We start from the raw sequence: 21,290 nt of genomic DNA, 5'->3' as shown, positions 1-21,290 counted from the left end.
CCTTTGTACTGACCCTCTCGGGCTTTCCTCCGGGCGCTTCCTTCGTTTCCGACTCTATCAGATCTTTCCGATCCGATTTCCTCGGTGCTTTCCGGTCCCGGTCGCTTTCGCTTCCGTTCCCTTCCGGCTTTTCGAGCTTATCAGATCTTTTCGATCCGATTCACTCGGCGCTTTCCGTTCCTTTCGGCTTTCGCTTCCAGGCCCTTTCGGCGCTTTTCGACTCTATCAGATCCTTTCGGCGTCTGATTCCCAGTCAGCGGGGTTTGTCTTCGCGGCTGTTGGGCCGTTCCGACTGGTGAGACTTTAGCGGATTCCTTGCCTCCGAGCTAATCGGCGGGCGGCGTCCGGACTTCGAACGCGGATTCCTCATTTCGCTAAAACACACGACAAAGCACGAGGGGACGACGAATCGTCGCCGTCGGGCTTGAGTGGTTCTTGCGGAATCGCTGTCCGGGGCCGACCGGGGCCGGTGCTCACGTCGGACAACTCGGAGCACACTACGGTTCGGGGAATCGCGTGTCAAGCCGGGCCCGGAGGGGTACGGTGGTCCTCATGACTACGCATGCGCACACCACCCAGTGGTGGGCCGCCTGAAGGCGGCCCGTCCTCGCGCATGCAGACAACGGCCGCCGCCTCGGCGGCCGTTCGTGTATCCCCCTCCGGGAACCCAGGCCGCCGGGCCGGCGGCCCTCACCGGAGAGAGGGAGAAGAACGCGATGAAGCGGATCTTCAGTGGGATCAAGCCGACCGGTCACCTGACCCTGGGGAACTACCTGGGCGCCGTACGACAGTGGGTCGAGGTGGACCAGCACCAGGCGGACGCGCTGTTCAGCGTGGTGGACCTGCACGCGCTGACCGTGGAGCACGATCCCGGGCGGGTGCGGCGGCTGAGCCGGCAGGCGGCGACGCTGCTCCTGGCGGCGGGGCTGGATCCGGAGCGGTGCACGCTGTTCGTCCAGAGTCACGTGGACGAGCACGCGCGGCTCTCGTACCTGATGGAGTGCGTGGCCACCGACGGCGAGATGCGACGCATGATCCAGTACAAGGAGAAAAGCGTCCGCGCCCGGGACGCCGGGGAGGGCGTGCGGCTGTCGCTGCTGACGTATCCGGCGCTGATGGCGGCGGACATCCTCGCGTACGACACCGACGAGGTGCCGGTCGGCGAGGACCAGACGCAGCACGTCGAGCTGGCGCGGGACCTCGCGGTGCGGTTCAACCAGCGCTACGAGCCGGTCTTCACCGTGCCGAAGGCGACGAACCCGAAGGTGGCCGCGCGGGTCATGGACCTCCAGGACCCCACCTCGAAGATGGGGAAGTCGCACGAGAACGGGTCCGGCATCGTCTATCTCCTCGACGACGAGGCCACCACGCGCCGCAAGATCATGCGGGCGGTCACGGACAGCGCGCAGGAAGTCGTCTACGACCGGGCGGCCAGTCCCGGGGTGACGAACCTGCTGGACGTACTGGCCGCCTCGACCGGGGGCGACCCGGAGGTGCTGGCCGGCGCGTACACCTCGTACGGCGCGCTGAAGAAGGACACGGCGGACGCGGTCGTCGAGCTGCTGCGGCCGCTGCGCGAGCGGCACGCGGAGATCGCGGCCGATCCGGCGTACGTCGACGGGGTGCTGCGGCGGGGTGCCGAGCGGGCGCGCGGGATGGCGCGGCCGGTGGTGGACCGGGCCTACCGGGCGATCGGGCTGCTGCCGCCCGTGGCGGAGCCCGCGGAAGCGGTGGATGCGGTGGAAGCGGTTGTTCCGGTGGGGTGACGGAAAGCGGCGCGATAGTCGCGCGGGCTGGTGGAGAGGTGCGCCGCGAAGTGCTGGCGCAGGGTGACCTCGCTGCCGAAGCCCGCGCGACGGGCCACCTCGGGGAGGGGGTGGTCGGTGCGTTCGAGGAGTTTGCGGGCGGCGGCGACCCGCTGGGCGACGAGCCAGCGCAGCGGGGTGGTGCCGGTGGTCGCCCGGAAGTGACGGGCGAAGGAGCGCGGGGACATGCCGGCGCGGGCGGCGAGGCTCGCGACGGTGTGGGGTGCGTCGAGGTGCGCGAGGGCGTGGGCCCGTACGTCGGCGAGCGCGTCGGCGTCGCGGTCGGCCCGCGGGGTGGGGTGCTCGATGAACTGGGCCTGGGTGCCCGTGCGGAACGGCGCGGTGACCATCGAGCGGGCGATCGTCGCGGCGGTTTCGGCGCCGTGGGTCGTACGGACGAGGTGGAGGCACAGGTCGATGCCGGCGGCGGTGCCCGCGGAGGTCCAGATTCCGGTGTCCTCTATGAAGAGGGCCTCGGGTTCGACGCGGGTCTCGGGGTGGCGTTCGGCGAGGGTGCCGGCCAGGTGCCAGTGGGTGACGGCGCGGCGGCCGGCGAGGAGTCCGGCGCGGGCGAGGACGAAGGCGCCGGCGCAGAGGGCGGCGACGGGGACGCCCCGGGCGTGGGCGCGGCGCAGGGCGTCGAGGACGGGTTCGGGCAGGTCGGCGTCGGGGTCCTCGATGCCGGGGATGACGACCAGGTCGGCGGGGGTGAGGTCGTCGAGCCGGTCGAGCGGGGTGTCGGGGCTGAGGCTCAGGCCGCCGCGGAGGGGGACGGGGACGGCCGGGTCGGCGGCGGCGCGCAGCAGGGTGAAGGGCGGGACGCCGCGGTCGCGGCGGTCGGTGCCCCAGACCTCGGTGATGACGGCGACGTCGAAGGCGCGGATGCCGGGGAAGGCGAGGAGGGCGATGCGCTGGGGTCGTCGGCGCGGAAGGCGTCGGTCGGTCATGGGGTGGCAGTAAACCATCGATCAGTGGCGTTCGTGCCACTGGGACGGCGGGGCGCGCGGCGGCACGATCGAGGCATGGAGATCACGGAGAACAAGACGGTCGAGGCCGGCGTCCCGGTCGAGGCGAACGCGGCGCTGGTCGTCGTCGACGTACAGAAGGGATTCGACGACGCGGGGTTCTGGGGGCGGCGGGACAACCCGGCGGCGGAGGAGAACATGGCCGCGCTGATCGAGCGATGGCAGGAGACGGGGCGGCCGGTCGTCTTCGTACGGCATGACTCCTCGAAGGCAGGGTCGCCGCTGGCGCCCGGCGCGGAGGGCAATGCCTTCAAGAACGTCGTCGAGGCGCGGCGCGGGAAGGGCGCGGGGCCGGAGCTGCTGGTGACGAAGAGCGTGAACTCGGCGTTCTACGGCGAGCCGGATCTGGACGCGTGGCTCAAGGGGGCCGGGATCGGGCAGCTCGTGATCGTCGGCATCCAGACGAACATGTGCAACGAGACCACGGCCCGGATGGGCGGGAACCTGGGCTACGACGTGCTGTTCCCGCTCGACGCGATGCACACCTTCGACCTGGCCGGGCCGTTCGGCTGGACACTGACGGCCGAGGAGCTGGCCCGGGCGACGGCGGTGTCGCTGCACGGCGGCGCGTTCGCCCGGGTCGTGACGACGGAACAGGTGCTGGCCGGAGCCGGGCCCCTGCCGTCGGCGGCGTAGCGGAGCGGCGCGGCTCAGCCGTTGCCGGAGGCGAGTTCGCGGCTGCGGTCGCGGGCCGCTTCGAGGGCGGCGATCAGGGCGGCCCGTACACCGTGGTTCTCCAGCTCGCGGATGGCGGAGATGGTGGTGCCGGCCGGGGAGGTGACGGCCTCGCGGAGCTTGACCGGGTGCTCGCCGCTGTCGCGGAGCATGACGGCGGCGCCGATGGCGGCCTGCACGATCAGGTCGTGGGCCTGGGCGCGGGGCAGGCCGAGAAGGATGCCGGCGTCGGTCATGGCCTCGACGAGGAAGTAGAAGTACGCCGGGCCGGAGCCGGAGAGGGCGGTGGCGGCGTCCTGCTGGGACTCGGGGACGCGCAGGGTCTTGCCGACGCCGCCGAAGATCTCCTCGGTGTGGCGGAGGTGGTCGTGGGTGGCGTGGCTGCCGGCGGAGATCACGGACATGCCCTCGTCGACGAGGACGGGGGTGTTGGGCATGACGCGGACCACGGGGGTGCCCGCGGCGAGGCGTTCCTCGATGAAGGCGGTCGTGATGCCGGCGGCGGCGCTGACGACCAGCCGGTCGGCGGTGACGTGCGGGGCGAGTTCGTCGAGGAGGCGGCCCATGTCCTGGGGCTTCACGGCGAGGATGAGGATGTCGGCGCGCTTGGCGGCCTCGGCGTTGTCGACGGTCTCGACGCCGTAGCGGTCGTGGAGTTCCCGGGCGCGTTCGGCGCGGCGGGTCGTGACGAGGAGCTGGGCGGGGCGCCAGCCCGCGCGGAGCATGCCGCTGAGCAGGGCTTCACCGATCTTGCCGGTGCCGAGGACTGCGACGGTCTGGGTCATCGTTCTGTTCACCTCGTCGGACGGGGCTCCACGTGCAGGGCCATCCTCGCACCAGGGGGCCTGGCGTGGGGTTTTCGTCCGAGGGGCGGGCAGGGAGGCGAACCGGCGGGTCAGGCGGTGCGGCGGCGGAGGGTGGCCGCGCCCAGCGCGAGGACGAGGACCGCGCTGCCGGCGACGACGAGGACGTCGCGGACGAAGTCGGCGGTGAGGTGCGGGTGCCGCAGGACCTGGTTCATGCCGTCGACGGCGTACGACATGGGCAGGACGTTCGAGAGGGCTTCCAGCGCCGGGGCCATCTGGTCGCGCGGGGTGAACAGGCCGCACAGCAGCAGCTGGGGGAAGATCACGGCCGGCATGAACTGGACGGCCTGGAACTCGGTGGCGGCGAAGGCCGAGACGAAGAGCCCGAGGGCGGTGCCGAGGAGCGCGTCGAGCAGGGCGACGAGGAGCAGCAGCCAGGGCGAGCCGACGACGTCGAGGCCGAGGAACCACAGGGCGAGCCCGGTGGCGAGGGCGGACTGGACGACGGCGAGGAGGCCGAAGGCGAGCGCGTAGCCGGCGATGAGGTCACCCTTGCCGAGCGGCATGGCGAGGAGGCGTTCGAGGGTGCCGGAGGTGCGTTCGCGCAGGGTGGCGATGGACGTCACCAGGAACATCGTGATGAGCGGGAAGATGCCGAGCAGGGACGCGCCGATGCCGTCGAAGACCTGCGGGTCGCTGTAGAAGACGTACCGGAGCAGGACGAGCAGCACGCAGGGGACGAGGAGCAGGAGCGCGAGGGTGCGCGGGTCGTGGCGGAGCTGGCGCAGCACGCGGGCGGCGGTGGCGAGGGTGCGGGCGCCGTTCATGGGCGGGGCTCCTGCGGGTGAGGGCCGGGGGCGGGGCCGGGGCCGGGGTTCGCGTCCGGGCCTGGTTCCGGGCCCGGGTCGGGGGTGGCCGCGGATTCGACGAGGTGGAGGAAGGCGGCCTCGACGGTGCCGGCGGGGCTGAGGCGGCGCAGCGCGTCGGGGGTGTCGTCGGCGAGGAGCGCGCCGTCGCGCAGGAGCAGCAGCCGGTGGCAGCGTTCGGCCTCGTCCATGACGTGCGAGGAGACGAGCAGCGTGGTGCCCCGGTCGGCGGCGATGCGGTGGAAGAGGTCCCACAGGTCGCGGCGCAGGACGGGGTCGAGGCCGACGGTGGGTTCGTCGAGGACGAGGAGTTCGGGGGTGCCGAGGAGGGCGACGGCGAGCGAGACGCGGCTGCGCTGGCCGCCGGAGAGCCGGCCGGCCAGGACGTGCGCGTGGTCGGCGAGGTCGACGTCCTCGACGGCGCGGTCGACGGTGGCGCGGCGTGCGGCGCGGTGGGCGCGGCCCGGGAGCAGGATCGCGGCGAAGGCGGCGAGGTTCTGGTGGACGGTGAGGTCGTCGTAGACGGACGGGGCCTGGGTGACGTAGCCGATCCGGGAGCGCAGGGCGGCGGCGCCGGCGGGGTGGCCGAGGACGTCGAGGGTGCCGGTGACCTTGGCCTGGGTGCCGACGATCGCCCGCATGAGGGTGGTCTTGCCGCAGCCGGAGGGGCCGAGGAGGCCGGTGACCCGGCCGCGGGGGACGGTGAAGGTCAGGTCGCGCACGACGGGGCGGCCGCCGCGGACGACGGTGAGGCCGCGCGCGGTGAGGGCGGCGGGCCGACCGGCCCCGTCCTCGTCCCCGTCCTCGTCCCCGTCCTCCGTACGGACACCCCGCTCACTGCGCACCATGCGGTGCATCGTGCGGCCGGGGGTGTCCCCGGTCAAGGACCGTACGGCCCCGCTACCGCTTCTTCTTGCGGGAGGACGGGTTGCCGGCGCGCTGCGCGCGGCGCTTCTCGTACTGGACGAGGGCCGTCTCGTACTCGGTGCGGCGCAGCCGCTCGCCGGGGGCCTCGGTGAGGGCGCGGAAGGAGTACGCGAGGAGCGAGCCGATGAGGCCGATCGCCTTCACGCTGCGCAGCGCGTCCTCGCGGGCCGGATCGGCGGGACGGCGGGTGAAGCCCTCCCAGGTCTTGCGGAAGGCGATGGCGCTGCAGATCGCGAACATGACGACGACGAGGATGTCGACGAAGCCGCCGACCTCGGCGATCTGCAGTCCCTGGAAGCCGAAGCGCAGGACCAGGCCGCCGGCCGCGGCGGCGAGCAGCGCGCCGACGGCGACGCCGGCGCGGCGCAGCCCGTAGCCGCCGTCGTGGTCGACCCAGGTCGTGCCGAAGAAACGGATCTCCTCGGGCTGGGGGCCGGGGCTGGGGCCGTTCTTGTCGGATGTGCCCGCGGCGGGGCGGTCGTCGTCGCTCACAGGACCGATTATCCCGCGAGTCATCCCGCGAGCGACGGCGACGAGGTTGAGGCCCGGGTCAGCAGGGGACGGCGACGTAGCCGTCGCTGCCGGTGTGGACGTACGCGTCGGAGACGTACTGGCCGTTGGCGATGTTGTCCCAGATGTTCGAGGTGCCGTACGGGCCGGTGACCCATTCCCCGCGCCGCTGGCAGTTGATCGGCACGGAGGCGCCGAGCGGCAGGATCTTCACGATCTCGTAGTTCGTGCCCGGGCCGGACCGGACGTTGAGCTGGACGCCCGGCGCGACCGGGTAGCGCTTCACCGACATCGTGGTGACGGCCTCGGCCGCCGCGTCCGTGGTCTCCGGCGTACCGGATCCGGCCACGTCGGACACCGCCGTCGCTTCGTCAGAACCCATGTGTTCCTCCCCCGTTGAGCGTGAATGTGCGGTGATGGCCACCGACACGCCGCGCAGGCTAGCAAGGCGCCGAGGGATTCGCACAGGTCATCGACTAGGCTCCGCACGTCGCGCTCGCGGACGAACACGGGGGTGGGCGGATGCCGCCGCTGCGCAATTCCGGACCGCTGTTTCCGGAAGCGGAACGGCCGGATCACGCCGGCCAGTATCGACTCGGGCCGGTTCTCGGCTCAGGTGGAATGGGTGTGGTCCATCTGGCCACGTCCGATTCCGGGCTGTGCCTGGCCGTCAAGGTCGTGCACGACGATCACGCCGCCGATCCGGAATTCCGGGCGCGCTTCCGGCAGGAGGTGGCGGCCGCGCGGCGGGTGAGCGGGGCGTTCACCGCGCCCGTCGTCGACGCCGATCCGGAAGCGGACCGGCCGTGGATGGCCACCCTGTTCATCGACGGGCCCACGCTGTCCGACCGGGTCAAGCAGGGCGGGCCGCTCGGCGTCGAGGAGCTGCGCCGGCTCGCGTCCGGTCTGGCCGAGGCGCTGCGCGACATCCACCGGGCCGGGGTGGTGCACCGCGATCTGAAGCCCGGCAACGTGCTGCTCGCGGCGGACGGCCCCAAGGTCATCGACTTCGGGATCTCGCGGCCCGCCGACAGCGATCTGCGCACCGAGACGGGCCGGCTGATCGGCACACCGCCGTTCATGGCGCCGGAGCAGTTCCAGCGGCCGCGCGAGGTCGGGCCGGCGGCGGACGTGTTCGCGCTGGGCGCCGTCCTGGTGCACGCGGCGACCGGGCGGGGGCCGTTCGACTCGGACAGCCCGTACATCGTCGCGTACCAGGTCGTCCATGACGAGCCCGAACTGACCGGCGTACCGGAGGCGCTGGCTCCGCTGCTGCGCGGCTGTCTGGCGAAGGACCCGGCGGAGCGGCCCACCGCCGACGAGCTGATGGGGCGGCTGCGCGGGGTCGCGGAGCCGGGTGCGGCGGCGGGGATCGCGGGGGCGGGGGCGGTCGGGCTCGTACCGGCGCAGCGCCGTCGGGTGCCGGGGGCCGAGACGGCGCCCGCGCTCGGCGCGGCGACGGACGCCCCCACACACCGCTCCGCGCGGCGGGAGAAGACGAAGGAGAAGGCCAAGGGGACGGGGAAGGGGGCGGGGAAGGGGACGGGGAAGGACGGTGGACGGCGGCGTGGGCTGCGGTGGGCCGTCGCCCTGCCGCTGCTCGTCACCGTGGCCGCCGGAACCCTCGTCGGGGTACGGGTCTGGGGCGGGGGACCGGACAGCATCGGCCCGGCCGCGGACGAGCGGAGCCGGACGTTCCGCCCCTGGGAGGCCACCCTCGCGGAAGGTGCCGGGGAGCGCCACTCCCCCCTGTGCACCGCCTCCGGCACGGACCTCTACTGCTCCGGCCCCGGCGTGCCGCTGGCCCGGCTCGACGCCGACGGCGGTACGGCCGTGTGGTCGGCGCACGCGGACGGCGGGCGGGCGGACGAGAGCCGCGCCCCGCTTCCGTCGGGCGGTCTGGTGCTCGCGGCGAACGGCGACGGGAGCCGGCTGGAGGCGTACCGGCCGGCCGGCGGCGACGTGGTCTGGGGCGCCTCGCTCGCGGGCGGCGTCCAGGTCGTGCCCGCCGGCGGCACGGTGCTGCTCGTGAGTCCACGCGGCGGGCAGGCGCGCGCGCTCGACGGCGCGACCGGGCGGCAGCTGTGGTCGACGCGGATCGGGGGCGCCGGCACCCGCTGGCTCGCCGCCGGAGCGGGGTCCTCGGCAGGGGCCTCGGCGGAGACCGCGTACACCGCGACGCCGGCCGCGGACGGGCGGTCGACGGTGGTCGGCGCGGTCCGGGCGGCGGACGGGACGGTGCTGTGGACCCGCCGGGTGCCCGGCCTGCTCGAACCCGTGGGGGCGACCGGGGACGCGCTGCTGCTGCTCTCCGCCGACCTCGACGGGTACACCGACGCCGTGGTGCGGGTGGACCTCGCCGACCGGGCGGCGGACGTCCGGCGGGTGCCGCTCGCCGCGCCCCTGGACCAGGCGCAGGCGGCTGTGGCGGGCGACGTCGTGTACGTCGTCGGGGTCGGCGGCACGCTCCTCGCGGTCGACACGGCACGCTCGGATGGGGCCGCCGGGACTGCCGGGGCGGACCGGGCCCGGCTGTGGCGGCTGGAGACCGAGGTGACGCGGACGTCGCGGCCGGTCGTCGCGGACGGCCGGGTCCTGCTGACGGCCGGCGACGGGCGGCTGCTCGCCGTGGACGCGGCGCGCGGCACGCTGCTGGGCCAGACCCGGCCCCGTACCGCCGGCGGCCGGTACCCCTTCACCGCCAGCCTGCCCGCCCCCGTCGTCATCGGCCCCCGGGTGATCGCCGGGGTCCCGGACGGGTCCGTGTTCGCCGTGGACGCGACGGAGCCGGCGGACTGGTGATGCGCGGGCCGGCGCTGCCTACGCGTACGCGCGCGGGGCGTGAGCGATACCGGTTCGCTCACGCCCCGCGCGCGTAGGTACGGCTACGGCTTCCGGTGTCAGGCCAGCTTGCTCACGTCGCGGACCGCGCCCTTGTCGGCGCTCGTCGCCATCGCCGCGTACGCCCGCAGCGCCGCCGAGACCTTGCGCTCGCGGTTCTTCGGCACGTAGACGCCGCCGAGCGCGGCGCGGCGGGCGTCCAGGGTCGCCTCGTCGACCAGCAGCTCGATGGAGCGGCTCGGGATGTCGATACGGATGCGGTCGCCGTCCTCGACGAGCGCGATCGTGCCGCCCGAGGCCGCCTCCGGGGAGGCGTGGCCGATGGAGAGGCCCGAGGTGCCGCCGGAGAACCGGCCGTCGGTGACCAGGGCACAGGTCTTGCCGAGGCCGCGGCCCTTGAGGAAGGACGTCGGGTAGAGCATCTCCTGCATGCCGGGGCCGCCGCGCGGGCCCTCGTAGCGGATGACGACCACGTCGCCGTCCTTGACCTGCTTGTTCAGGATCTTCTCGACGGCCTCGTCCTGCGACTCGCACACGACCGCCGGGCCTTCGAAGGTCCAGATCGACTCGTCGACGCCGGCGGTCTTCACCACGGCGCCGTCGACGGCGAGGTTGCCGCGCAGCACGGCGAGACCGCCGTCCTTGGAGTAGGCGTGGGCGGCGTCGCGGATGCAGCCGCCCTCGGCGTCGGTGTCGAGGGTGTCCCAGCGCTCGGACTGGGAGAAGGCGGTCGCGGAGCGGACGCAGCCGGGGGCCGCGTGCCACAGCTCGACGGCCTCCTCGGCGGGGGAGCCGCCGCGCACGTCCCAGTTCTTCAGCCACTCGTCGAGGGAGGGGCTGTGCACGGCGTGGACGTCCTCGTTCAGCAGGCCGGCGCGGTGCAGCTCGCCGAGGATGGCGGGGATGCCGCCGGCCCGGTGCACGTCCTCCATGTAGTACGTGCCGCCGGGGGCGACGTTCGGCGCGACCTTGGCCAGGCAGGGGACGCGGCGCGAGACGGCGTCCATGTCGGCGAGGCCGTAGTCGAGACCGGCCTCCTGGGCGGCGGCCAGCAGGTGCAGGATCGTGTTGGTGGAGCCGCCCATGGCGATGTCGAGGGCCATGGCGTTGTCGAAGGCCGCGTGGGTGGCGACGGCGCGCGGCAGTACGGACGCGTCGTCCTCGTCGTAGTAGCGGCGGGTGATCTCGACGACCGTGCGGGCGGCGTTCTCGTACAGCGCGCGGCGGGCGGTGTGGGTGGCGAGGACGGAGCCGTTGCCGGGCAGGGCGAGGCCGATGGCCTCGGCCAGGCAGTTCATCGAGTTGGCGGTGAACATGCCGGAACAGGAGCCGCAGGTCGGGCAGGCGTTCTCCTCGATGCGGCGGATGTCCTCGTCCGAGACCTTGTCGTTGACGGCCTCGGAGATCGCGTCGACCAGGTCGAGGGTGCGGACCGAGCCGTCGACGAGCGTGGCGCGGCCGGACTCCATCGGGCCGCCGGAGACGAAGACGGTGGGGATGTTCAGGCGCAGCGCCGCCATGAGCATGCCCGGGGTGATCTTGTCGCAGTTGGAGACGCAGATCAGGGCGTCGGCGCAGTGCGCCTCGACCATGTACTCCACGCTGTCGGCGATCAGGTCGCGGGAGGGCAGCGAGTAGAGCATGCCGCCGTGGCCCATGGCGATGCCGTCGTCGACGGCGATCGTGTTGAACTCGCGGGCGATGCCGCCTGCCGCGGTGATGGCCTCGGAGACGATCCGGCCGACCGGCTGGAGGTGGGTGTGGCCGGGGACGAACTCGGTGAAGGAGTTCGCCACGGCGATGACGGGCTTCCGTCCGATGTCCGCGCCCGGTACACCGGAGGCGCGCATCAGGGCGCGGGCGCCCGCCATGTTGCGGCCGTGGGTGACAGTGCGGGACCTCAGCTCGGGCATCGTCGCTCGCCTCTCGTGACGGGTGTGCTTGCTGTCGAGCGTACGCCCTGACTCCAGGATATGGACATGCTTGTCCATATCGCGGACGGGACGACGTCTCCGGGCTCGGTGGGAAGGGGAAGGGCGGAGCCGGGTCGGGAGCTTCCGGCGCTTACGCGCGCGTGCCCCGGTCCCGATCCCGGGACGCGGCGGCCAGGTGGAGGCGGGTGAAGGCCAGCGCCTCGGCGAGGTCGGCCTCGCGTTCGGCCGACGACATGGCCCGGCGGGTGTTGACCTCGATCACGACATGACCGTCGTAGCCGCTGTACGCCAGGCGTTCGAGCAGCTCGGCGCAGGGCTGGGTGCCGCGGCCCGGCACCAGGTGCTCGTCCTTCGCCGAACCGCGCCCGTCCGCGAGGTGGACGTGGCCGAGCCGGTCGCCCATGCGGTCGACCATGGCGAGGGTGTCGGTCCGGGCGGTCGCCGTGTGCGACAGGTCGACGGTGAAGTGCCGGTAGTCGTCCTTGGTGACGTCCCACTCGGGGGCGTACGCGAGCATCTCGCGGTCCTTGTACCGCCACGGGTACATGTTCTCGACGGCGAACCGGACGTCCGTCTCGTCCGCCATCCGCCAGATCCCCGAGACGAAGTCGCGCGCGTACTGCCGCTGCCAGCGGAACGGCGGGTGCACCACCACCGTCGACGCGCCCAGCTTCTCCGCCGCCGCGCGGGCGCGCTGGAGCTTGACCCACGGGTCGGTGGACCAGACGCGCTGGGTGATGAGCAGACAGGGCGCGTGCACGGCGAGGATCGGCACCTGGTGGTAGTCCGAGAGCCGGCGCAGGGCCTCGATGTCCTGGCTGACCGGGTCGGTCCACACCATGACCTCGACCCCGTCGTAACCGAGACGTGCGGCGACCTCGAAGGCGGTCGCCGTCGACTCCGGGTAGACGGAGGCCGTCGAGAGCGCGACCTTCGCTTCCGGGATCCGCACGACTGGTTCTGCCACGGAGACAGGGTACGGGGCGGGCCTGTGGGCGGGGAGGTGGTTCCGGTCACCCGGCCGCCCGGCTCCCGTCACCCGGCCGCCCGGCTCCGCTCACGCCGTTCCCGGCCGCCGCACGCCCACCACGGACCCGTTCCGTACCCACCCGTACCCCCGCCGCTACGGCAGGTGGTCCAGGCGGCGCAGGATCACGCCCTCGCGCAGCGCCCACGGGCAGATCTCCAGGGCCTCCACCCCGAACAGGTCCATCGCCCCCTCCGCGACCAGCGCGCCCGCGAGCAGCTGGGCCGCCCGCCCCGCCGAGACGCCGGGCAGCGTCGACCGCTCGGACGACGTCATCGTGGCCAGCCGCGGCACCCACTCGGCGAGCGAGGCGCGGGTCAGGCTGCGCTGGACGTACAGCCCGAAGCCCGAGCCGGGGGCGCCGGCGATCCGGGCCAGCTGCTTGAAGGTCTTGGACGTGGCCACGACATGGTCGGGCGATCCGAAGCGGCTGAATTCGCCGACGGTACGGGCGATCTGCGCGCGGACGTGCCGGCGCAGCGCCTTCACCTCGCCCGGGTCCGCCGGGTCGCCGCGCAGCCAGCCCGCGGTGAGCCGGCCGGCGCCCAGCGGCAGGGACACGGCGGCGTCCGGCTCCTCGTCGATGCCGAAGCCGACCTCCAGCGAGCCGCCGCCGATGTCGAGCAGGAACAGCTTGCCCGCGGACCAGCCGAACCAGCGGCGGGCGGCCAGGAAGGTCAGCCGGGCCTCCTCCTCGCCGCTCAGCACCTGGAGCGCGATGCCCGTCTCCGCGTACACCCGGGACAGCACGGAGTCGGCGTTGCTCGCCTCGCGCACCGCCGAGGTCGCGAACGGCAGCACCTCCTCGCAGCCCTTGTCCTCGGCGGCCGTGAGCGCGTCCTGGACCGTGGCGATCAGCCGCTCGACGCCCGCGTCGGCGATGGCTCCCCGCTCGTCGAGCAGCTCGGCGAGCCGCAGCTCCGCCTTGTGCGAGTGCGCGGGCAGCGGGCGGGCGCCGGGGTGGGCGTCGACCACCAGCAGGTGCACCGTGTTCGAACCGACGTCGAGGACTCCGAGTCTCATGGCGGAAACGCTACTGCGCCCGCCCGCATACGCTTGGAGTCGTGCCAAAGACGAAAAAGGCGAAGCCGGGCAAAGACACCGGCAAGGTCAGCGCCGACGTGACCGCCACCACCTCCGCCGCCCCCGCGGGGGCCGACGCCGAGCGGCAGGCGAAGGCGGCCCGCATCGCCCACGCCGCCAAGTCGGTCAAGGTCTCGAAGAAGGCCAAGGGAAAGAACGAGGGCAAGGGAAAGGGGAAGGGGAAGGACATCGCCCCGGAACCGGACGAGAAGGGCCTGGACTTCCCGCGCGCGTGGGTCGAGTTCGCCGACCCGGACGACGAGGAGCAGGTCTACCGCTGCGACCTGACCTGGCTCACCTCCCGCTGGACCTGCGTCTTCGGCAACGGCTGCCAGGGCATCAAGGAGGGCCGCCCCGACGACGGCTGCTGCACGCTGGGCGCGCACTTCTCCGACGAGGACGACGAGCAGCGGGTCGCCGGGCACGTCGCGCGGCTCACGCCCGAGGTGTGGCAGTTCCACGACGTCGGCAGCGCGACGGGCTGGACGCAGACCGACGAGGACGGCGACCGGCAGACCCGCCGCTGGAAGGGCTCGTGCATCTTCCAGAACCGCCCCGGTTTCGCGGGCGGCGCCGGCTGCGCGCTGCACATCCTGGCCGTGCGGGAGGGCGTCGAGCCGCTGGAGACCAAGCCGGACGTGTGCTGGCAGCTGCCGGTGCGGCGGACGTACGACTGGATCGAGCGCCCCGACGACACCAAGGTCCTGCAGGTGTCGATCGGAGAGTACGACCGGCGCGGCTGGGGCCCGGGCGGCCACGACCTGCACTGGTACTGCACGACGGCCACGTCCGCGCACGTGGGCGAGCGGCCGGTCTACGTCTCGTACCGGCCGGAACTCGTCGAGATGATGGGGCAGGCGGCGTACGACGTGCTGGTCGGGCTGTGCGAGGCGCGGCTCGCCTCGCAGCTGCCGCTGGTCGCGCCGCACCCGGCGGACCCCTCCTGACCTCCGCCCTCGGCGAGGGCGGACACGGGTTTACGGAGACGTTTACGGAGACGTTTTACGAAGACGGGCTCGGGTCCGGGTCCGGGGAGCCGGGCGTCGGGGCCGGGCCCGTCGGCGTGGGCGTCGGGGCCGGGTCGGTGGTGGCCGGGCTCGTGGGCGGCGCGGTCGCCGGCGGCCGGGTGGGCTCGGCCGTCGACGGCGGCGGGCTGGTCGGCGGCGCGCCGGTGGGCGGCGGGGCCGACGGACCGCCGCTGGTCGGCCGCGGCGGGGCGGGCCGCGTCGGCGCGGGCGCCGGCCGCGTCCCGTACCCGCCGATCCGTACCATCGCGCCCGCCGGCTGGACGCCGACCCGGGCGCTCCAGGGGCCGTCCGGTTCGTGCCGGCGGTCGACGGCGATCCGGACGGTGACCGACTCGCCGGGGGCCAGGCTGCCGGCGGCCCGGCTCACGTACAGCCAGGGCGCGTCGGACCACAGCGACCAGGTGCCGGGCCGCCCGCCCTCGTTGGTGAGCGTCAGCAGGGTCGTCGTGCCGCTGCCGCGGGCCGCGGCCGCGATCCGGGCGGGCGCGGGGGTGCCCGGCGCGACCGGTCCGGCGGGCGCGCCGGGGCTGATCACCTCGACCGACACGTCCGGGGAACGGCTGCCGCGGGTGTAGCGGGGGTCGGGGGAGGTGCGGGCGCTGCCGGTGTTCTCGTACCGCGCGGTGGGCCGCGCGTCGCTGCCGCCGCTCGGTTCGTCCGCCTCGCGCGCGCTGATCCGGGCGCCGCCCTGCCCCTCCCCCACGCCCGGCACGCCCCGGTACGAGGTCCACAGCGCGAGCACCGGCGCGGCGACGACCGCGGCGACCAGGGTGGTGGTGAGGGCACGGGTCCGCATCCGGTCGCGGCGCGCCGCGTGGACCTTCGGGTCCACCGGGAAACCGGTCGCCGCGAAGTGCGGGCCGACGGCCCACGCGCGCGTGGGCGGCCGCAGGGCCCCGTACGCGGCGGCGCGGGGGGCCGGCACGATCGGCAGCGCCGGACTGCCGGCGGCGGAGCCGGGGAGGGCCGCGGCGAGGGCGCCCGGCCAGGGGCCGCTCGCGCCGGCGCGCTCGGCGGCGCGGCGGCAGCGCGGGCAGTCGTCGACGTGCCGGACCAGTTCGGTGCGCAGGGTGGCCGACAGCAGCACCCGCTGGTCGCCGGTGAACCGCGCGACGACCGGGCAGCCGCCGGTGCCGACGACGGCCAGCGCGGCCCGGGTCCGCTCCACCTCGCACGCGGCCGAGGACAACAGCTCGCGGGCCCTCACCGGATCGAGTGACAGGACGGCCGCGATCTCGCGGGCGCCGAGCCCGTGCCGTACCGCCAGTTCCAGCGCCTCGCGCTGCTGCGGCGTGGTCCCGGCGGCCTCGGGCCAGGCGAGCGCGGCGAGTTCGGCCCGGCGCCGGTCGGCCACCTCGGGGGTCGGGGGCTCAGTGAGCGGGGCGGGCGCCACGGACGCGTGCGAGGGGCGGCCGGTGTGCGCGCCCACTCCCGCGCCCCGGCGCGTGCGCCGTGCGCGGCGCTGTTCGCCGAGGACGCGCAGACAGGTCCAGCGGGCCAGGGCGTACAGCCACGCGCGCCGGCCGGACTCGTCGGCGGGGCAGCGGCCCTGGTGCCGTTCGGCGAGGACGAGCACGTCGCCGAGGACGGCGGTGGCCGTGTCGTGGTCGCACAGCACAGAGAGGCAGTACGTGAACAGGCCGTCGAGATACGCGTCGTACCGCTCCGCCGGCCCGTACCGCGCGGGCTGCCGCCCGGGCGCGCGGGAGTCGCCACCGGTTCCACCGGTCCCGCCGGTCCCGCCGGTGCTCCACGTGGGGTGGTCCAGCCTGCTGCTCGTCACCCGGCGACCGTAGGGGCGGGGGCGGGGACCGTTCGCTCGGCTTGCATGCTTTTAATCCATACGGGTGAAGTGATCACCCGATGGGGGACGGGAGCGCGCCGGAGGCCGGGCTGGGCCAGGCTGGGGGCGGCTCCTGGGGCCGGGCTGGAGGGGCGCGGCCGGGGTCGTTGTCAGACCCGGGCTATACGGTGGCGCTCATGGCTGCTCGTACCAAAACCGCCAAGGACAGGCCGTCCTACCGCTGCACCGAGTGCGGCTGGCAGACCGCCAAGTGGCTCGGCCGCTGCCCCGAATGCCAGGCATGGGGCACGGTCGAGGAGTACGGCACGCCCGCCGTACGGACCACGGCCGCGGGCCGCGTGTCCACGGCCGCGCTGCCGATCGGCCAGGTCGACGGGCGGTCGGCGACGGCCCGCAGCACCGGCGTCGACGAACTGGACCGGGTGCTCGGCGGCGGTCTGGTGCCCGGCGCGGTCGTGCTGATCGCGGGCGAGCCGGGCGTCGGCAAGTCGACGCTGCTGCTCGACGTCGCCGCGAAGGCGGCCAGTGACCAGCACCGCACGCTGTACGTGACGGGCGAGGAGTCCGCGAGCCAGGTGCGGCTGCGCGCCGACCGGATCCACGCCCTGAGCGACCATCTGTACCTGGCGGCGGAGACCGACCTGTCGGCCGTTCTCGCACACCTCGACGACGTGAAGCCCTCGCTGCTGATCCTCGACTCGGTACAGACCGTGGCCTCGCCGGAGATCGACGGCGCGCCGGGCGGCATGGCGCAGGTCCGCGAGGTCGCCGGGGCGCTGATCCGGGCCTCGAAGGAGCGCGGCATGTCCACGCTGCTCGTCGGCCACGTCACCAAGGACGGCGCGATCGCCGGCCCCCGGCTCCTGGAGCACCTGGTGGACGTGGTGCTGCACTTCGAGGGCGACCGGCACGCCCGGCTGCGCCTGGTGCGCGGAGTGAAGAACCGGTACGGGGCGACGGACGAGGTCGGCTGCTTCGAGCTGCACGACGAGGGCATCACGGGGCTCGCCGACCCGTCCGGGCTGTTCCTGACGCGCCGTGACGTGGCCGTGCCCGGCACCTGTCTGACGGTGACCCTGGAGGGCCGCCGGCCGCTGGTGGCCGAGGTGCAGGCGCTGACGGTGGACTCGCAGATCCCGTCGCCGCGCCGGACCACGTCCGGTCTGGAGACCTCCCGGGTGTCGATGATGCTCGCGGTCCTGGAGCAGCGGGGCCGGATCAGCGCGCTCGGCAAGCGGGACATCTACAGCGCGACGGTGGGCGGCGTGAAGCTGTCCGAGCCCGCCGCCGACCTGGCCATCGCGCTGGCCCTGGCCTCCGCCGCGAGCGACACGCCGCTGCCGAAGAACCTGGTGGCGATCGGCGAGGTGGGGCTCGCGGGCGAGGTCCGGCGGGTGACGGGCGTGCAGCGCCGGCTCGCGGAGGCGCACCGGCTCGGCTTCACGCACGCGCTCGTCCCGACGGACCCGGGCAAGGTCCCGCCGGGCATGAAGGTCACCGAGGTCGCGGACATGGGCGACGCGCTGCGGGTCCTGCCGCGCAGCCGCCGGTCCCGTACACCGGACATGACGGAGACGGCGGAATCGGCGCGGGGTTAGGGCGAGGGTCGGTTCGGGGACCAAGTCGGGGCTGACCCGGGGCTGACCCGGGGCTGACCCGGGGCGATTCCGGGTCCGTTCGAGGTTCGTTCGGGGTTCGTTCGAGGTTCGAGGACGGCTGCGCGGGGAGGGAACAGGCCGCGCGGGGCTGAAGTCGGGCGTGCCCGGGTAAGGGAAGGCGACGCGACGGGGGCCGGCGACGGGTGGGCGCTCCCGGCGCGCGGCGGAGGGCGACGGGGTGGTGTCGCTAGACTTTGCCCTGGTCTCGCCCATCCGTACGAGCCGGAGGAGTGCAGTGGCAGCCAAGGACAACGAAGCACTGATGCGTGCGTCGCTCAGCGCCGTCGCCCCCGGCACCGCCCTGCGCGACGGACTCGAACGCGTGCTGCGCGGCAATACCGGCGGTCTGATCGTCCTCGGCATGGACAAGAGCGTCGAGTCGATGTGCACGGGCGGTTTCGTCATCGACGTCGAGTTCGCGGCGACGCGGCTGCGCGAGCTGTGCAAGCTCGACGGGGCGATCGTCCTCGACAAGGACATCAGCAAGATCCTGCGGGCCGGCGTCCAGCTGGTCCCCGACGCGTCGATCCCGACCGAGGAGACCGGCACCCGGCACCGTACGGCGGACCGGGTCTCCAAGCAGTGCGGCTTCCCGGTCGTCTCGGTGTCGCAGTCGATGCGGCTCATCGCCCTGTACGTGAACGGCGAGCGCCGCGTCCTGGAGGAGTCGGGCGCGATCCTGTCCCGCGCGAACCAGGCGCTGGCGACCCTGGAGCGGTACAAGCTGCGCCTCGACGAGGTGGCCGGCACCCTCTCCGCGCTCGAGATCGAGGACCTGGTGACGGTCCGGGACGTGACGGCCGTGTGCCAGCGCCTGGAGATGGTGCGCCGGATCGCCACCGAGATCGCCGAGTACGTGGTGGAGCTCGGCACCGACGGCCGGCTTCTGTCCCTCCAGCTCGACGAGTTGATCGCGGGCGTGGAGCCGGAGCGCGAGCTGGTCGTCCGCGACTACGTGCCCGAGCCGTCGGCGAAGCGTTCCCGCACGGTCGCCGAGGCGCTGACCGAGCTGGACGCGCTCACCCACGCCGAACTCCTCGAACTGCCGAACGTGGCCCGGGCGCTGGGCTACAGCGGCTCCCCCGAGACGCTGGACTCGGCGGTGTCGCCGCGCGGTTACCGGCTCCTCGCGAAGGTGCCGCGGCTGCCCGGCGCGATCATCGAGCGGCTCGTGGAGCACTTCGGCGGGCTGCAGAAGCTGCTCGCGGCAAGCGTGGACGACCTCCAGACCGTGGACGGCGTCGGCGAGGCGCGGGCGCGCAGCGTGCGCGAGGGCCTGTCGCGGCTGGCGGAGTCGTCGATCCTGGAGCGGTACGTCTAGCCGTACGCGGGCCGACACGTACGTACATACGTAAGCCCGGAGGCCGCGGACGGGACGCATGGGTCCCGTCCGCCCCTCCGCGGTTTTTCCCCGGCGGCCCGACAGCGGCCGGCCGGTTCAGTCCTTCGCGAGCTGGAACGACACCGGCGCCACCTTCTCGCCCGGCACCGCGGCCTCCACGAGGTAGGTGCCCGGGCCGACCTGGCCGCGGTCCGCGGCCTTCGCGCACTCCGGGGCGCTGCGGTGCCGGTCCCACTCCACGGTGTGGGTGATCGTGGAGTGCGCCGGGACCTTCAGGTAGAGCGGGGACGCCGGGCTCGGGCAGTCCTTCGAGGACCACAGGACGCCGGTGGTGTCACGGACCGTCAACACCGCGTTCTTCGGGCCGAGATCCGTCTTGCAGGCGGCACCGGAGGTGTTGCGGACGGTCAGCTTGAAGCGGGGCTTCTCGCCCGGCTCGTACGCGTTCTTCGCTTGACCGAGCGTCAACTGGATCGCGCCGGGGACACAGTTCGGCAGCGAGGACCCGGCCGGGACCCGCTGGCCCGCGCCCGTACCGGCACCGCCGTCGCCGCCGGCCCCGTCCGTGTCGCCGTTCTTGCCGTCCGCGCCACCGGAACCGCCGCCCGCGCCCGTGTCCGAGCCGTCGCCGGAACCGGCGCCCGTACCGGCACCGCCCTTGCCGTCGCCGCCGTCACCGGCGTCCGACTCGTCCCGGCCGCCCGGCCGTTGGCTGATCGCCGGTCCCGTGCCCGAGGGTCCGGGCGTGATCTCCGGTGCGGGAGAAGAGCCGTTGGCCTTGTCGTCGGTCTTCTTGCTCCCGTTGCCACCGGAGGTGACGGCCCATAGGGCGAGCAGCGCGAGAAGGGCGATCAGGCACGCCGCCACCGCCCTCCTGCGCCAGTAGATGGAGGAGGGAAGCGGCCCGACCGGTTTGCGCAAAGATCCCACGCCACGAACCTTACGAGAGAACGGGCCCAACTCCCGCCCTCCATGCCGCCCCAGACACCAAGTTTTGCCGATGATCACATCCTCGCCTGGCCGGAAACTCCTCCCGGAGGGGTCCGGGACGGCTCGGGGATGTCCCGGCAGGGCCGTCACGGGCTCCTCCGCGGCCCTTCCGGGGCTCCTTGGGGGCTCCCCCTGGGGGCTTTCGCGCGCGCCTTCTTCACGGCCGGTTTCACGGGCCTCCCGGCCGCGTTCACCCCCCGTTTCACCAGGCCGGTCCCGTACCCCCTACTTTCGTCGGGGAGTCCTGTCGCCCTTCGGCCGGAGCGAGCACCTCCGTAAGCCGGTTAACGTCGACCACCATGGACAACCTCCTCGATCTCTCCGACAGCCTGTATCTCGACATACTCGACTTCGCGCACACCACACCCCACTGGTTCCAGAAACTGGCGGAGGTATGGACCGAGCTCGGGCTGTTGCTCTTCGGGGTGCTGTTCATCGCCGGCTGGTGGCGGATGCGGCGCGGGTCGGACGACGCCATGGCGCTCGCGCTGCTCGCCCCGCTCGCGACGGCCTTCGGCTACGTCGTGAGCGAGGGACTGAAGTCGCTCGTCGACGAGGAACGTCCGTGCCGGGCCATGACCGGGGCGCCCAGCCCGCTCGTCGACTGCCCGGCCCCTGGTGACTGGTCCTTCCCGAGCAACCACTCCGCCATCGCCGGCGCCGCCGCCCTCGCGCTCGCCCTGTCCTGGCGGGGCATCGTCTGGCTGACCGCCCCCATGGCCCTGCTCATGGCGTTCTCCCGGGTCTTCGTCGGCGTCCACTACCCGCACGACGTGACCGTCGGCCTGCTGGCCGGCGGCATCATCGCGTACGTCGTGATGAAGGCGGCCCGCCGCCCCGTGGTCGCGCTCGTCGACTCCGCCCGCTCCAGTCGGAGCAGCGCGGTGGTGTGGTGCGTGGGGCGTGGTCCGCGCGGCCGTGCCTCCGCGCGCCCCGGGGGCGCGCGCCACGGCGCGTACTGATCCGCGC

Annotated in this window: 18 protein-coding genes; 7 read left to right on the top strand and 11 right to left on the bottom strand. The window is 73.6% G+C overall.

Translation table 11 applies throughout. The features are described 5' to 3' along the window. The first annotated feature begins 716 nt into the window (after positions 1–716). On the top strand, positions 717–1,766 hold the full coding sequence (trpS, locus tag ABZ693_RS21020; RefSeq protein ID WP_359879314.1) for a tryptophan--tRNA ligase: 1,050 nt from the start codon (positions 717–719) through the stop codon (positions 1,764–1,766). On the opposite strand, the gene ABZ693_RS21015 is transcribed toward trpS, so the two are convergent. Beyond that, the gene (locus ABZ693_RS21015; protein WP_359879311.1) at positions 1,682–2,752 is read right to left on the bottom strand and encodes a GlxA family transcriptional regulator; all 1,071 of its coding nucleotides are present in this window, start codon (positions 2,750–2,752) and stop codon (positions 1,682–1,684) included. The two genes, trpS and ABZ693_RS21015, sit on opposite strands and share 85 nt — an antisense overlap. Before the next feature lie 75 nt (positions 2,753–2,827). On the opposite strand from ABZ693_RS21015, the gene ABZ693_RS21010 reads away from it, so the two are divergent. After that, positions 2,828–3,466, top strand: coding sequence for a cysteine hydrolase family protein (locus ABZ693_RS21010; protein ID WP_359879308.1), 639 nt, complete (start codon positions 2,828–2,830; stop codon positions 3,464–3,466). 14 nt (positions 3,467–3,480) lie between these two features. Here ABZ693_RS21010 and proC read toward each other — a convergent pair whose 3' ends face one another. From proC to ABZ693_RS20985, 5 genes are all read right to left on the bottom strand, one after another. Further along, a complete protein-coding gene (gene proC, locus ABZ693_RS21005) occupies positions 3,481–4,290 on the bottom strand; it encodes a pyrroline-5-carboxylate reductase (protein ID WP_359879305.1) in 810 nt (269 codons plus the stop codon). 110 nt (positions 4,291–4,400) lie between these two features. Then, a complete protein-coding gene (locus tag ABZ693_RS21000) occupies positions 4,401–5,138 on the bottom strand; it encodes an ABC transporter permease (protein WP_359879302.1) in 738 nt (245 codons plus the stop codon). Then, positions 5,135–6,025: an ABC transporter ATP-binding protein gene (locus ABZ693_RS20995; protein ID WP_359879299.1), complete on the bottom strand. Its 891-nt coding sequence runs from the start codon at positions 6,023–6,025 to the stop codon at positions 5,135–5,137. Before ABZ693_RS20995 ends, ABZ693_RS21000 begins: the two co-directional genes overlap by 4 nt. Before the next feature lie 52 nt (positions 6,026–6,077). Continuing rightward, a complete protein-coding gene (locus ABZ693_RS20990; protein WP_435842490.1) occupies positions 6,078–6,620 on the bottom strand; it encodes a hypothetical protein in 543 nt (180 codons plus the stop codon). Positions 6,621–6,654: 34 nt separating this feature from the next. Continuing rightward, positions 6,655–6,996: a peptidase gene (locus ABZ693_RS20985; protein WP_359879294.1), complete on the bottom strand. Its 342-nt coding sequence runs from the start codon at positions 6,994–6,996 to the stop codon at positions 6,655–6,657. 239 nt (positions 6,997–7,235) lie between these two features. Here ABZ693_RS20985 and ABZ693_RS20980 point away from each other — a divergent pair, with 239 nt between their 5' ends. After that, the gene (locus ABZ693_RS20980) at positions 7,236–9,416 is read left to right on the top strand and encodes a protein kinase domain-containing protein (protein WP_435842489.1); all 2,181 of its coding nucleotides are present in this window, start codon (positions 7,236–7,238) and stop codon (positions 9,414–9,416) included. Between the two features lie 98 nt (positions 9,417–9,514). Here the strand turns inward: ABZ693_RS20980 and ilvD are convergent, their stop codons facing one another. The 3 genes from ilvD to ABZ693_RS20965 form a co-directional block, all read right to left on the bottom strand. Then, a complete protein-coding gene (ilvD, locus tag ABZ693_RS20975; protein WP_359879289.1) occupies positions 9,515–11,368 on the bottom strand; it encodes a dihydroxy-acid dehydratase in 1,854 nt (617 codons plus the stop codon). A 151-nt stretch (positions 11,369–11,519) separates the two neighbouring features. After that, entirely contained in the window at positions 11,520–12,356 is an 837-nt protein-coding gene (locus tag ABZ693_RS20970) for a sugar phosphate isomerase/epimerase family protein (protein WP_359879287.1), read from the bottom strand. A gap of 156 nt (positions 12,357–12,512) precedes the next feature. Next, positions 12,513–13,439, bottom strand: a complete 927-nt coding sequence (locus ABZ693_RS20965; RefSeq protein ID WP_359879284.1) for a Ppx/GppA family phosphatase — start codon at positions 13,437–13,439, stop codon at positions 12,513–12,515. Between the two features lie 41 nt (positions 13,440–13,480). Here ABZ693_RS20965 and ABZ693_RS20960 point away from each other — a divergent pair, with 41 nt between their 5' ends. Further along, positions 13,481–14,446, top strand: a complete 966-nt coding sequence (locus tag ABZ693_RS20960) for a DUF3109 family protein (protein WP_435842487.1) — start codon at positions 13,481–13,483, stop codon at positions 14,444–14,446. A gap of 55 nt (positions 14,447–14,501) precedes the next feature. Here ABZ693_RS20960 and ABZ693_RS20955 read toward each other — a convergent pair whose 3' ends face one another. Further along, on the bottom strand, positions 14,502–16,310 hold the full coding sequence (locus ABZ693_RS20955) for a hypothetical protein (protein WP_359879281.1): 1,809 nt from the start codon (positions 16,308–16,310) through the stop codon (positions 14,502–14,504). 197 nt (positions 16,311–16,507) lie between these two features. Between ABZ693_RS20955 and radA the strand changes: the two genes are divergently transcribed. Both radA and disA read left to right on the top strand, forming a co-directional pair. Continuing rightward, entirely contained in the window at positions 16,508–17,929 is a 1,422-nt protein-coding gene (gene radA / locus ABZ693_RS20950; protein ID WP_359879280.1) for a DNA repair protein RadA, read from the top strand. 322 nt (positions 17,930–18,251) lie between these two features. Further along, positions 18,252–19,310, top strand: coding sequence for a DNA integrity scanning diadenylate cyclase DisA (disA, locus tag ABZ693_RS20945; RefSeq protein WP_359879329.1), 1,059 nt, complete (start codon positions 18,252–18,254; stop codon positions 19,308–19,310). 117 nt (positions 19,311–19,427) lie between these two features. On the opposite strand, the gene ABZ693_RS20940 is transcribed toward disA, so the two are convergent. After that, entirely contained in the window at positions 19,428–20,261 is an 834-nt protein-coding gene (locus tag ABZ693_RS20940) for a hypothetical protein (protein ID WP_359879278.1), read from the bottom strand. A 359-nt stretch (positions 20,262–20,620) separates the two neighbouring features. Between ABZ693_RS20940 and ABZ693_RS20935 the strand changes: the two genes are divergently transcribed. Then, entirely contained in the window at positions 20,621–21,283 is a 663-nt protein-coding gene (locus ABZ693_RS20935; RefSeq protein ID WP_359879275.1) for a phosphatase PAP2 family protein, read from the top strand. The last annotated feature ends 7 nt before the right edge of the window (positions 21,284–21,290 follow it).

This window comes from Streptomyces laurentii (assembly GCF_040635425.1).
Lineage (GTDB): Bacteria > Actinomycetota > Actinomycetes > Streptomycetales > Streptomycetaceae > Streptomyces > Streptomyces laurentii.
This window is presented reverse-complemented; position numbering and strand designations above follow the sequence as displayed.

Bases quoted from the DNA above. Each gene is read 5' to 3' on its own strand.
- trpS (WP_359879314.1), top strand. From the start codon at position 717: ATGAAGCGGATCTTCAGTGGGATCAAGCCGACCGGTCACCTGACCCTG.
- ABZ693_RS21015 (WP_359879311.1), bottom strand. From the start codon at position 2,752: ATGACCGACCGACGCCTTCCGCGCCGACGACCCCAGCGCATCGCCCTC.
- ABZ693_RS21010 (WP_359879308.1), top strand. From the start codon at position 2,828: ATGGAGATCACGGAGAACAAGACGGTCGAGGCCGGCGTCCCGGTCGAG.
- proC (WP_359879305.1), bottom strand. From the start codon at position 4,290: ATGACCCAGACCGTCGCAGTCCTCGGCACCGGCAAGATCGGTGAAGCC.
- ABZ693_RS21000 (WP_359879302.1), bottom strand. From the start codon at position 5,138: ATGAACGGCGCCCGCACCCTCGCCACCGCCGCCCGCGTGCTGCGCCAG.
- ABZ693_RS20995 (WP_359879299.1), bottom strand. From the start codon at position 6,025: ATGGTGCGCAGTGAGCGGGGTGTCCGTACGGAGGACGGGGACGAGGAC.
- ABZ693_RS20990 (WP_435842490.1), bottom strand. From the start codon at position 6,620: ATGACTCGCGGGATAATCGGTCCTGTGAGCGACGACGACCGCCCCGCC.
- ABZ693_RS20985 (WP_359879294.1), bottom strand. From the start codon at position 6,996: ATGGGTTCTGACGAAGCGACGGCGGTGTCCGACGTGGCCGGATCCGGT.
- ABZ693_RS20980 (WP_435842489.1), top strand. From the start codon at position 7,236: ATGGGTGTGGTCCATCTGGCCACGTCCGATTCCGGGCTGTGCCTGGCC.
- ilvD (WP_359879289.1), bottom strand. From the start codon at position 11,368: ATGCCCGAGCTGAGGTCCCGCACTGTCACCCACGGCCGCAACATGGCG.
- ABZ693_RS20965 (WP_359879284.1), bottom strand. From the start codon at position 13,439: ATGAGACTCGGAGTCCTCGACGTCGGTTCGAACACGGTGCACCTGCTG.
- radA (WP_359879280.1), top strand. From the start codon at position 16,508: ATGGCTGCTCGTACCAAAACCGCCAAGGACAGGCCGTCCTACCGCTGC.
- disA (WP_359879329.1), top strand. From the start codon at position 18,252: ATGCGTGCGTCGCTCAGCGCCGTCGCCCCCGGCACCGCCCTGCGCGAC.
- ABZ693_RS20935 (WP_359879275.1), top strand. From the start codon at position 20,621: ATGGACAACCTCCTCGATCTCTCCGACAGCCTGTATCTCGACATACTC.